Origin of the sequence: Pollutimonas harenae (genome assembly GCF_004153685.1) — a bacterium.
Taxonomy (GTDB): domain Bacteria; phylum Pseudomonadota; class Gammaproteobacteria; order Burkholderiales; family Burkholderiaceae_B; genus Pusillimonas_C; species Pusillimonas_C harenae.
The window spans coordinates 318,841-330,602 of the sequence record NZ_SDQD01000001.1 but is presented as its reverse complement, the minus strand read 5'-3'; the positions used below and the strand labels follow the sequence as shown (position 1 = coordinate 330,602).

Here is an 11,762-nt window from a genome sequence, read left to right as displayed (position 1 = left end):
CCTTTCCAGGAGTGCCGTCGGGAGTTTGGTTCGGGCGGCTTGGTTCCACATGGTCAGGCATGCTATTTTGATCACTGCCGTGCTGATTCGTTTCCATAAATTTCTCCTTCTGTTTGTAGGATGCAGCATCGAGCTGCCCCATCATCCTAAGTCTTCACCAAGAACTCAGATAGATGGCGTTGTACTGATCTATCTAGTAATTTCGGCTTATCCTGCAAGTATGTTCGCAACCGCCGGCCAAACAGGGGGGAGTAATGAAACAGATATCTAGTGTCTTCACCACAGAACACGGGCATCTTCTGGAGATTATCGACGGATTGATCGAAGGTATTATCCTGCTCGATATGAACAGGCATATTGCCTGGGCCAATGACACGGCCCTGTCCATGCATGGTGCCGCCGAGCTTTCCGAACTGGGCGGTACTGCGTCGGGATACCGCAAACGCTATACGCTTCGATACCGCAACCAGCGTAAACTCTTGGCCGGTCAGTATCCCATGTACCGGGCGCTGGCCGGAGACGCTTTCAAGGACATGGTGGTCGAGGTCACCTGCTCGCACGATCCGGATTTCTATCGAGTGCATCAAGCCAGGGGCCTGGTTCTGAACCAGGCGCAGGGCAAACCCGTAGGTGTCGTGCTGGTGCTTCTGGACGTTACCGAGCGCTACAGTGCCGAGGAGCGCTTCGAAAAAACCTTCAGCACCAATCCGGCGCCGGCCGTCATCTGTTCGTTGGAAGACAGGCGCTACGTCAAGGTCAACCAGGGATTTCTGCAGATGACGGGCTACGAACGTCAAGATATCCTCGATCACTGCTTCGATGAAATCGACATCCTTGGCGATGCGTCTGAGCGACAAAGTGCCGAAGAACGTCTGGCGGAAGGGCGCACTATTTCCCAGATGGAAACCTGCATACCGTTGCCGGACGGCACGGATAAACTGGTCGTCGTGGCGGGCCAGCCGATAGAGGTTGGTGAGGCTGAGTGCATGCTTTTTACCTTCAACGACCTGGAGCCCCGGCGCAAAGCGGAGAGCGCGCTGCGCTACAGCGAAGAACGCTTTTCAAAAGCCTTCCGTTTGGCACCCGTGCCTATGGTGCTGAGCACGCTGCAAGGCAGTGTACTAGAGGTTAATGATGCTTTCGTTGACACGACAGGTTATACGCTGGATGCGCTGGGTGAGGAAAATGCACTGGCAGGTCTGAGCACTGAATCCGGCTTGTATGAGGCGACGTTGGCCACGCTGAAGGAGGGCACGGGAGTACGCAACCGGGATTTCAGATTGCGTACGCACGGCGGCCAGCTGTTGGACTGCCTGGTGTCGGCGGAACCCGTCGTCATCGAGGATCGGCCCTGCATCCTGGGCGTCATCCAGGACATCACCGAACGCAAACGTAGCGAAACTGAGCTGATGGCCGCCATCGAAGCCGTCATGCAGGACACTTCCTGGTTCAGCCAGACCGTCATCGAAAAGCTAGCGCAGATCCGTCAGCCGCATGACGCACCCAGCTCGAATTCCCTGCTTGCCGACCTGACGCCCCGCGAACGCGAAATCCTGGGCTTGATTTGCCAGGGCCTGAGCGATCTGGATATTGCTCGGACCCTTAGCGTGTCCCACCATACGGTGCGCAACCACGTCGCCTCGCTGTACAGCAAGCTCCAGGTACATCGACGCAGTGCCGCCATTGTCTGGGCGAGGGAGCGCGGTGTCGTGGGGCACGAAAAATCTCCGCGCGCCAAGCGCTCGGGCAGCCGGTAATTAAATACTAGAAAAAATAGTATTTCCTTCTCTTTTGGCAATCGATAACGACTCCTATAGTGCAGACATCTGGAGCTGCTGCACAGTTGTGCTGGAAGCGGTTTTCTGGATGTTTCTTGAATGCACGAACAAGGAGAGCATTATGGATAATGATCGTATTAAAGGTGCTGCGAAGGAAGTCAAGGGCACCATCAAGGAAGCCGCCGGAAAAGCCACCGGCAACCGCCAGACCGAAGCCGAGGGCAAGATCGAAAAGACTGTCGGCAAAGTGCAGCGCAACGTTGGTGAGGCCAAGGATCAGGCCCGTGATGCGCTGGATGGCAAGAAGTAGTTCCTCAGTTCATCGTCACACCGTGGTGGGGCAGATGCCCTGCCACGCATCTGTGTCATGCTTATGGGAGAAAAACCATGACGAATCGAAACTCGACCCTGTTGGCCGCCATTATGCTGTGTTTGAGTATAGGAGCGCTGCCCGCACATGCGCAATCTAGCTCGGTCATGACGCCCGACCAAATCGACGCCCGCTACGATGCTGCTAAGAAGCAATGCGACGCCTTGAGTGGTGATCAGAAGGACGTCTGCCTCAAGCAAGCCGAGGCAGACAATGACACTGCTCAAGCCCAGGCCGAGGCGGGTAAGGAAAAAGCCGAGGCCGATCACGATGCTGCCCAAGCCCGCCGCGACGCCGATTATGACGTAGCAATGAAGAAGTGCGACGCTTTGTCGGGCGATGCTCAGGACAAATGTGAAGCGGAAGCCAAGACACACTTTGGCAAATAAGCGCTTATCGTACAAAGGAAAATCATGAGAAAAAAACCATGGGCCTTGACCGTAGTATTGCTGGTTTCCAGCTTACTGGCGGGTTGCAATACCATGCATGGTGCCGGTAAGGACATCGAGCGCGGCGGTGAAAAGATCCAAGAGCAAGCTCGATAACGGCTGCAGAAAATCGAGGTATACGACCCGCCATGAGCGGGTCGTTCCCGCAGGCTGTATAACTGGGGAGTGCGTCGGTTGCTTCGGCGCACTCCATCATGCTGCCATTTTCTGACAACTAGAGGAATTCAATGATGCCAAGCAATAATATCTACGAAGCCTTGCGGGAAAGCCATGAACTCCAGCGCTCATTGTGTAGAAAACTACTGAGAGCAGCGCCACACAGCGAACGCCGACAGGAAATCTACCAAGAACTCAAGATTGAACTTGCCGCGCATGCCGCGGCAGAAGAACGGTTTTTATATGCTCCAATCCTGATGGATGATAGGGGACTTGACCCCTCGCGTCACGCTTTGTCCGAACATCACGAGATCGACGAATTGGTAGAAGGGCTAGGCAAGGCCGAAACTCAAGGAGGAAGCTGGTTGGCAAAGGCCAAGAAGCTCTCCGGCGAGGTACGGCATCATTTACGCGAAGAAGAAAAAAAATTCTTCCAAGTGTCGGGAAAAATACTATCTGAAGCGCAGAAGGAGCAACTCGCTCGGAAGTATCTGAAGGACTATCAGCGCATGAAAAAAAAATTGGCACAACATTAAACCAATGTGTCGGAGGATGCCGCAGGCAGCCTGTCCGAGGCCGTGAAAAAGGCTCTTGCTATTGGCAATGAGCTCTTTATGGGTATCATGAAGTCAGCTGATGATCTGACGCGAGCAAAGGAGTGAAATCGTGGACCCATCACTGACACCCGTTGATCGACATTCTCCCCTGTTTCAGCCAGACCGCAATTGTTGGCGCATCGAGACAGCAAATCGGTTCGCATTCATTGTCGATGCGGAAGATTACTTCAAGGTAGTGCGCGCAGCGATGCTCAATGCACGCCAGAGTATTTTTTTGATCGGCTGGGATTTCGATACGCGTATCCAGCTTCAATCCGGCCAGAGCGACGAAGGGCCGCAGAACCTGGGCGATTTTTTCCTCTGGCTGGTAAAGCGCACTCCCGATTTGAACATCCGGCTGTTACGCTGGGATACGGGCGCTTTCAAAGCAATATTCCGCGGTAATACATTCGCGACAGTTCTGCGCTGGAAAGCGCATCCGCGTATCACGCTGAAGTTGGACGGTGCTCATCCTGTGGCGGCATCTCATCACCAGAAGATCGTTGTCATTGACGACACATTGGCATTTTGTGGTGGCATTGACCTCACCAGTGAACGATGGGATCGCCGCGATCACGCCGATGCCGATCCTGGCCGCCGTCGGCCCGACGGAGCCCCATACTCTCCCTGGCATGATGCCACCAGTGCGCTCGATGGTCCGGCCGCAAAGGCGATGGGCGATCTTGCACGTGAACGATGGCATTTGGCGACAGGCGAAGATCTCAAGCCCATAGCCTGCGGAACCGACCCTTGGCCTGCCGACCTCGAGCCGACGTTTCAGCGTGTTGAACTTGGCATCGCTCGGACTATTCCAAAAATGGAAGACCAAGCGGGAATTCATGAAATCGAACAAATGTACCTGGACTTGATCGCTTCGGCGAAACGGTACATCTACGCGGAAAGCCAATATTTTGCTTCGCGCAAAATCGCTCGTGCGATTGCTCAGCGACTGAGCGAACCCGACGGGCCGGAGATTGTTGTCATTAATCCCAAGACGGCTGAAGGTTGGCTGGAGCCGATTGCCATGGACAGCGCCCGTGCGCGTTTGGTCGAAGCCCTTGAGCGCATCGGCAAGCACCGGCGGTTCCGTCTCTACTATCCGCAAACCGCCGGCGGTACGCCAATTTATGTCCATGCCAAGGTGCTGATCGTGGACGATCAATGGTTGCGAGTCGGCTCTTCGAATTTCAATAATCGATCTATGCGATTGGATACAGAGTGCGACGTTGTCGTAGCGGCTGGCCAGCCAGGCGCCGATTCTATCCACACCACGATAGGCGGCCTACGCAACGACTTGCTTGCTGAACATCTTGATGCCGATGCAAAAACAGTAGCCGCCACATTGCAGCAGACCCGATCCCTTATCGACACGATCGACACGCTACGTAAATCGGGGCGTACTCTCGTGCCTTATACCATTCCTGAGCTTGGCGATACCGAGGCATGGCTGGCCGATAATGAGATACTCGATCCGGAAGGGCCCGACCAGATATTCGAACCGCTCAGCCGTCGCGGTTTGTTCCGAAAGTGGCGTCGGACTTTCGGGCGTCAACCATCGTCAACGGATCGCTAACTGATTATTCGCGCTCTACAAAAACAAAACCATACGTAGAAGCCGTAGCAGGTTTATAAAAACTAATAGTTTGTGGACTGTGTTAGTGCGTTCCGGCTTTTAGCCGTCGTGCTGTCGTGCAGTGTATCGAGCCTCGCCCCATGTGGCCTTCCCCGGCTTATGAGAACCGCGGGATACACGCTGGGGTACAGGTGCAAAAACAACAAAACAAGCCTGTGGCTCGATCTCTATGCGGATTCGAGCGGTGCGATCAGCAGTCAGGCGCCCTCTGCAAGTAACTCCCTCTCAGCATCTATCATTGTCTTGTTGCTGAGGAGCCTTTCAAATAGAACAGTGGACATGAGTAAGCAGTATTGGCTCTGCGTGGTTGACAGGGTTCTGAGCCGACGCTCAGCTCAAGAAGACGCTTCGCAAACGCAATCCAACAACGATAGATGACGGCTTTAGTACCCACGAAGCTTGTTGTATGAAGCGATTTGCTCAGGAGTCAAAGCATCTATCATTCTTAAGTGATAACGAAGATGTATCTCACGCAGTTTTCCTTGTTCATTGGCAGCCCTGGACACTGCCACAGCAACGGTTTCCGCACTGGCCTTCTTATGAGCGAATAACGAATCCAGCTCACGCTCTGCCTCTATCACTTTCTCACCGGCAGCCTTAGCCTCTGCTTGCATTTCTGAGTAGAGCTTCTTGGTGAGCGCTACCTGATCATCAGAAAGTTTGATCTTCGGTGCAAGTTCCAAAACATGCAAGGGTCCAGGATAGCCATTCAGCTCTGCGGGCATCGCCATAGCCATCCCTTTGCCGCTTCGGAGCCCATTTATTTGCTGTTCTGACAATGCTTTGATTGGGCGGCTTTGCATTCCAGCATAAGGGCTGTGCTCAGCACTCGCTGCATGGTGACCATCAGAGTGCACATGGTGTTGTGCAACCGCAGGCATAGAGACAGAAGCGATCAGTAAAGCTGGATGGATGAGGAAAGTTTTCACGTGATTCACTTGATCAAGGATGTTACCTGTGAGAGAGTAACAGTCATATTAAAGTTTCGGAGCTATGGCGGCTGAATGACTGCAATGAGTCGCTTTCTACCCTACAGGGCTGACTGAATCGGCCAGGCTTTTATAGACAGTTCGTTGCCTCAGAAAAATATTGCCGTTCGTAGTTTACCGGCGAAAGGTTTGCGGCGTAACTATGTCGACGAATCGGGTTGTAGAACATTTCGATGTAGTCAAAGATGTCTTGGCGAGCCGGGTCCCTGGTGCTATAGATTTTGCGTTTGATGCGCTCGCGTTTAAGCAATTGAAAGAAGCTTTCGGCTACTGCGTTGTCGTGGCAATTCCCTCGTCGGCTCATGCCTCGGTGATTTGCTTGACCGCTTCGAGTTTGAATTCTTCCGTAAATCGGACCGTGCTCATAATCATCTCCTAGTGAGTATTATGAGGATAAAAAGTGTCTAGCAAACCCTGGCCGATTCAGGTAACCCCGCCGGTCCGGCCTGCATAAGCGTGCGGTAGGCGGTCAGGCGGGATTCGTGAGCGATGGCAGCAAGCGCTTTAACGGCAAGTTTCATTTCCATATAACTAGAATAGTTGAAATGTTAAACTAATGCTAGTTGAGTGTTCCCAAGCCTTTTATGAAAATCGGGACGTGCAGTAAGTCGCCCGTTCGGTGAGGAATGACTGACTACCGTAAAGATGTAGCTTTGAAAGGAGCCGTATGAGCACCATCACGATTTACCATAATCCCGACTGTGGGACCTCACGCAATACGCTAGGCTTGATCCGCAATACTGGCATAGAGCCCACCGTCATTGAGTACCTGAAAACGCCGCCATCACGTGAAACGATGGCCGGTTTGATCCAAAGTGCCGGGCTAACAGTGCACCAGGCATTGCGTGAAAAAGGCACTCGATTTCTAGAGCTGGGTTTGAATGAACCGGCGCTCACGGATGCTCAATTGCTCGACGCGATGCAAGCGCATCCAATCTTGCTGAATCGACCCTTTGTTGTTACGCCATTGGGGGTGCGGTTATGCCGGCCCTCGGAGCTAGTTTTGGATATTCTTCCGCAGGCACAACAGGGATCCTTTACTAAAGAGGACGGTGAGGTAGTTATCGACGAGCTTGGCCAACGCGTGCGCTAGCCCTAGTTGATATGCCTAACAGGTTGAGCACGTTCTTTTTTTACCAGTTTGAGTATATTGATGACCTCCTATTCTTTACCCCACGATTTGACCTTGCCAATAATTGACGAGACCGTATTGGATGCCCCCAGCCATGACAAGCTTTCCCTGCTCGATGGGGCAACGCACCCGCCTCGCATTCTTTTGCTCTACGGCTCGCTGCGCGAACGCTCGTACAGTCGGCTACTCACAGAAGAAGCAGCGCGCATTCTGACCCGCCTGGGTGCGGAAACACGAATTTTTGACCCGCATGATCTACCACTGCCTGACAGCGTGCCGTCAGATCACCCCAAGGTTGCGGAACTCAGGGCGCTATCAAACTGGTCGGAAGGGCAGGTGTGGTGTAGTCCTGAGCGCCACGGCAACTTAACGGGTGTGTTCAAGAGTCAAATTGACTGGCTTCCTCTGGAAGTGGGTAGTGTTCGCCCGACACAAGGCCGTACGCTGGCTGTCATGCAGGTCAGTGGCGGATCCCAGTCTTTCAACGCGGTCAACGCGCTGCGCGTGCTGGGGCGCTGGATGCGAATGGTGACCATCCCTAACCAGTCATCGGTTGCCAAAGCCTATCAGGAGTTCAATGAGGACGGGCGCATGAAGCCTTCGCCATACTACGACCGTGTCGTGGATGTGATGGAAGAGCTGATGAAATTCACTTTGCTGGTTCGGGATCGCAGTGATTACTTGACGGACCGGTATAGCGAGCGCAAAGGGGTGGCTGCCGAGGTCGCCCGCTTAGCGGAGCGCGCCATGGAGCAAGAGACTGAAACGTCGGGAGACTAAGGCAGTGGAGTCGATGTCACCGTCGTCAGGCGTCCGGCCTCGATGTTATGGCGCTTCATTTTCTCCCATAAATTCTTACGTGAAATCTTGAGCGCCTTGGCCGTTTCAGTAATACGCCCTTCATTACGTATCAACATTTCTTCAATATAAAGCCTTTCGCAAGCATCTTGGTAGGTATTGAGGGCCGCATCTTCACCGGGGAAGGATGCCAGTTGCGACGCTGTGCGCTGCCAGTCGGAAGAAAAGATATCACTAGGAACTAAAATCGGGTTCGGGCTTATCAGACAGGCATGCTCGATTCTGTTGTGCAATTCGCGGATATTGCCCGGCCACGAATATTCCTGCAGTCGCAATTGCGTTAGTGGATGCAAGGATTTGGGTGGCTCGTTCAGGCGCTGTGCCATGGCACTGATAAAACGCTGTGCCAGCCAATATACGTCCTCAGGCCGGTCCCTAAGGGGTTTGACATGCAAAGTGACTGCGTTGATTCGGTAGTACAAGTCTTCCCGGAACAGGCGTTCCTTAACCATACTTCCCAGGTCACGGTTTGTGGCACACACCAGATCGAATTGTGTGGCGATATCGCGCTCGGCGCCAATACGGCGGATGTGTTTTTCTTGTATTGATCTGAGCAACGTTGCTTGTAAAGGAAGGGAGAGCTCCCCCACTTCATCCAAGAATAGCGTTCCCTTATTGGCCTGCTCCAGGTAACCTCGCTTTTGCTTGTCTGCCCCGGTGAAAGCGCCGCGTTCAAAGCCAAAAAACTCGGCTTCAGCGAGCGTGGGGGTCACCGCCCCACAGTTGACCGCTACAAACGGACGTTCGGTGTTGGCAGGATCGGCTCGGTGATGAATCAGCCGCGCTAGAACTTCCTTGCCGACTCCTGACTCTCCGGTAATGAGCACCGATGTCGCTCGCCCGGCAATTCGAGGCACAAGTTGAGCCAGCTTCTGGGCCGCAGTGGAAACGCCCAGAATGTTTTCGTCCGATACGTGCGTATTCGCGTCATGATTGGCGGTTAGCTCTCGAACAGATTCCACTAAGCGTGAAAGGTCGAAGGGCTTAGTGACATAATCTCGTACACCCTGCTTGAGCATGCTTACGGCGCGTTCCACAGTGGCGTATGCCGTCATAAGAATGAAGGGCGGCAGGCTATAGCCGTCCTGAAGCATTTGCAAATACAGCGTATCACCGTCCAAATCGGCCAGTCTCACATCGCTGAGTATTACTGCGTAGTCATTTGCAAGGATGGCGGATCGTGCCTCCTGGGCGCGAAGATACCAATCCACCTTGAAGCCTTCTAATTGAAAACGTTCAACCAAGGACTCGCCCATGATCGGGTCATCTTCAATCAGGCAAATATGAGGTTCGGTCATGCTTGCTCTCCCAAAGCCAGCGGATTAATAGGAAGGGTGACTGTAAAGCGGGTGAACCCGGGCTCACTACTCACTTCGATCGTACCGCGTAACTGCGTAATGATCTGGTAGGTTACCCATAAGCCCAATCCATGTGAGTTGCGGTCCTGTGGTGAATCGGCCGGATATGGCTCGAACAGATGGGGTAGTGCGGCTTCAGGAATATGCCGCCCTGAATTGGATATCTCGATGGTGAGCGAGTCAGGAGTTCGTTGAGCCAAGCAACTGACGCAACCTTCAGTCTCAACGGCATTCTTGGCGTTAAGAAGCAGATTAAGTGTCAGTTGCCGTATTAAGTGGGCGGGTAGATCAATGGCAAGGTCGGGCTGAACATCCCATAACAATCTGGCATGTCGTGCCTTGAGCTCTGGTTCAATGAGCGTACGTAGATCTTCCCAATCAGCCGGTGACATCTGCGAGGCATCGAGGCGCGCTTCCACGAGTAAAGCCCCCACCGTATGGCGGATCTGATTTAAGCCACGGCGTACCAGATCCACGGTCTTAATGGTCAGCTTGTCGGGCGTTCCGTGTGTTTGGAGCGTATCAAGTGCATTGATCATTCCGCCAAGTGGATTATTGATTTCGTGAGCAACGCCGGCGGCGACCCGCCCTACTGCAGCGAGCCGTTCAGCGGCCACCATCTCGCGCTCGAGCGCTTCTTTGGCTTCAAGCTCGTTCAACATGCCTGAAAACTGCTGATTCAGCACGCCCATCTCATCGGTGCCTGTAGTATCCAAAGAACGCCGAATGCCACTCAACGGCTCGCGGCCCACGCGTTTCATTGCTGTTGCCAGTGAAAGTAGCGGTCGGGCGACTTGGTTGCCCCAAGCCCAGCCCGCTAGTAACAGCAGAAGAATTCCAGGAATACTGATCCAAAATACACGGGTGAGCAAACCGGTAACACGCTGTCGCCAAGCGCTGACATCGTATGAGGCCAACACGTATCCCGCAATCCCTGCGTCGTTAGAGCGAACGACCGTTCCGGCGACCCCTGGCACCTGAGAAAAATACCCTGAATACCGGAAGTAGAAGGACTGTGCGGGCTCGCGAAGTGCTGCCACCGCCAGCTTCAGCTCATCGGGCAGGGCAGCGAGCGATGTCGAGATTGGATAGTGTTTTGGATTAGACGCTGCATAGACCTTGAAATCCTGGTCTAGCATGATGATCGCCTGCAGGCCCGAGATGGGGCCGGTGGCATCTACCGGAACATGGATGATTTCATAGACACGCCAAAGATCATCGCGCCTGAGCGGTTCGCGCACCGATAAGGCCAGCATGCGGGTGAGGGCTTGCGCCCCTTGCCGCATATCTTGGCGCATCGCCAAATATGACAGTTGCACGAATGTTGCTGTAACGACAAGTTCAGTGGCCAGAATGGCCGCGGTCAGTGCTAATGGAACCTTGTACCGGTAGCTCATGTGCTGAAATGGGCGCCGCCAGTTAAACGACTTCATGTTGCACTCGTCGAACGAGCCTCCGATTCCAGTGTGACGGCTCCAGCGGCTTGGGTAAGGCTCCGGATGCCATCGTATAAAGCATCAGAGCCGTTGACGAATCGATCAAGTGCTAGCCGGTCAAGTATCAGTTGCCCATCATGGCGCTCGTGCATTTGCAAAAGTGCCGCATTCAACGCCTCGAAGGTGGGTGTAGCCATATCTTTGCGTACTACCAGGGGCGGAAAGCCGTATTCCGGAGATTGCCACACTTTGTGTGCGCCAGACGCCCACGCTGGAAACTGGGCAATAATCGTATCCCACACATAACCGTCTACGGCACCGCCATCTGCCAGCCCGGCGGCGACAGCTTGAACCACGTTGCGATGAGCAAAAGTAAAAAATGATCGCCGGAAGAAGGTTGACGGATCGTGATGGTGGGCTAACAGCTCCGTGCTGGGGATGAGGAACCCCGAGTTGGATAACGGATCGCTGTAGGCGAAGACTTTACCCTCTAACTGCGTAATGGCTTCCGTTTTCTTATCGCTATTTCCAACGATTAAGTACGAGCGATATAGAGGGGTTCCCCGATACTGCGGCACAGCCACTAAGCGCAACTGTTTTGAATTAAGCACGTAGGGGTAGCCGCAAATCCAGGCAGCATCAATTTGACCACGCAACAACAGGTCAACGATTTCGCGATAGCTCCGTCGCTGGACGAATTGAACGGCCTGGCGCAACGTGGCTTGCAGGTCAGCGCGCCAAATATCCAATAGCTGCAGTTGATCATCGAGAAAGACAGCCGTGGTGCCAATTCGTAAAGGGGGGTGGTTAACTGATTGGCCCCATGCGGGTGTCGTGCCCACACCAATGGCCGCAATACCCGCAGTCAACAGGCGGCGACGAACGTTACCGTTCGGTAACGACGGGGTTAAATCACAGCTGGGCGCGTTACCGTTTGCTCTCATCGATACCGTCATTTCGGTGTTCTCCCAGCGTATCCAGCGTCAGTTAATACTTGGCATGCATAT

General features: G+C 53.7%; 12 protein-coding genes and 1 pseudogene. 8 read left to right on the top strand and 5 right to left on the bottom strand.

All coding sequences use genetic code 11. The annotated features are described in order from the left end of the window. The first annotated feature begins 254 nt into the window (after positions 1–254). The 6 genes from ERD84_RS01535 (at position 255) to ERD84_RS01510 (ending at position 4,922) form a co-directional block, all read left to right on the top strand. On the top strand, positions 255–1,757 hold the full coding sequence (locus tag ERD84_RS01535; RefSeq protein WP_130037583.1) for a helix-turn-helix transcriptional regulator: 1,503 nt from the start codon (positions 255–257) through the stop codon (positions 1,755–1,757). Positions 1,758–1,899: 142 nt separating this feature from the next. Then, a complete protein-coding gene (locus tag ERD84_RS01530; protein ID WP_130037581.1) occupies positions 1,900–2,088 on the top strand; it encodes a CsbD family protein in 189 nt (62 codons plus the stop codon). A gap of 77 nt (positions 2,089–2,165) precedes the next feature. Further along, positions 2,166–2,537: a hypothetical protein gene (locus ERD84_RS01525; RefSeq protein ID WP_130037579.1), complete on the top strand. Its 372-nt coding sequence runs from the start codon at positions 2,166–2,168 to the stop codon at positions 2,535–2,537. A gap of 24 nt (positions 2,538–2,561) precedes the next feature. After that, complete coding sequence (locus ERD84_RS01520; protein ID WP_130037577.1) at positions 2,562–2,693, top strand: entericidin A/B family lipoprotein; 132 nt, start codon at positions 2,562–2,564, stop codon at positions 2,691–2,693. 131 nt (positions 2,694–2,824) lie between these two features. Further along, a complete protein-coding gene (locus tag ERD84_RS01515) occupies positions 2,825–3,289 on the top strand; it encodes a hemerythrin domain-containing protein (protein WP_209019803.1) in 465 nt (154 codons plus the stop codon). A 130-nt stretch (positions 3,290–3,419) separates the two neighbouring features. Beyond that, on the top strand, positions 3,420–4,922 hold the full coding sequence (locus ERD84_RS01510) for a phospholipase D-like domain-containing protein (RefSeq protein ID WP_245150591.1): 1,503 nt from the start codon (positions 3,420–3,422) through the stop codon (positions 4,920–4,922). Positions 4,923–5,365: 443 nt separating this feature from the next. On the opposite strand, the gene ERD84_RS01505 is transcribed toward ERD84_RS01510, so the two are convergent. Both ERD84_RS01505 and ERD84_RS01500 read right to left on the bottom strand, forming a co-directional pair. Next, positions 5,366–5,911, bottom strand: coding sequence for a Spy/CpxP family protein refolding chaperone (locus tag ERD84_RS01505; protein WP_130037576.1), 546 nt, complete (start codon positions 5,909–5,911; stop codon positions 5,366–5,368). A gap of 130 nt (positions 5,912–6,041) precedes the next feature. Beyond that, a pseudogene (locus ERD84_RS01500) lies at positions 6,042–6,275 on the bottom strand (IS3 family transposase); the annotation flags it as partial. Between the two features lie 363 nt (positions 6,276–6,638). Between ERD84_RS01500 and arsC the strand changes: the two are divergent. Both arsC and arsH read left to right on the top strand, forming a co-directional pair. Then, entirely contained in the window at positions 6,639–7,064 is a 426-nt protein-coding gene (gene arsC / locus ERD84_RS01490) for an arsenate reductase (glutaredoxin) (protein WP_130037574.1), read from the top strand. 60 nt (positions 7,065–7,124) lie between these two features. After that, positions 7,125–7,883, top strand: a complete 759-nt coding sequence (gene arsH, locus ERD84_RS01485; RefSeq protein ID WP_130037572.1) for an arsenical resistance protein ArsH — start codon at positions 7,125–7,127, stop codon at positions 7,881–7,883. Here the strand turns inward: arsH and ERD84_RS01480 are convergent. The 3 genes from ERD84_RS01480 to ERD84_RS01470 are packed head-to-tail and all read right to left on the bottom strand — an operon-like array spanning position 7,880 to position 11,711. Beyond that, on the bottom strand, positions 7,880–9,259 hold the full coding sequence (locus ERD84_RS01480) for a sigma-54-dependent transcriptional regulator (protein WP_130037570.1): 1,380 nt from the start codon (positions 9,257–9,259) through the stop codon (positions 7,880–7,882). The genes arsH and ERD84_RS01480 overlap by 4 nt on opposite strands. Continuing rightward, entirely contained in the window at positions 9,256–10,752 is a 1,497-nt protein-coding gene (locus ERD84_RS01475) for a sensor histidine kinase (RefSeq protein ID WP_130037568.1), read from the bottom strand. The genes ERD84_RS01480 and ERD84_RS01475 overlap by 4 nt, the downstream gene beginning before the upstream one ends. Then, positions 10,749–11,711 carry a substrate-binding domain-containing protein gene (locus tag ERD84_RS01470; RefSeq protein ID WP_245150590.1) on the bottom strand — a complete coding sequence of 321 codons (963 nt, stop codon included), beginning with the start codon at positions 11,709–11,711 and terminating at the stop codon, positions 10,749–10,751. The genes ERD84_RS01475 and ERD84_RS01470 overlap by 4 nt, the downstream gene beginning before the upstream one ends. Between the last annotated feature and the right edge of the window lie 51 nt (positions 11,712–11,762).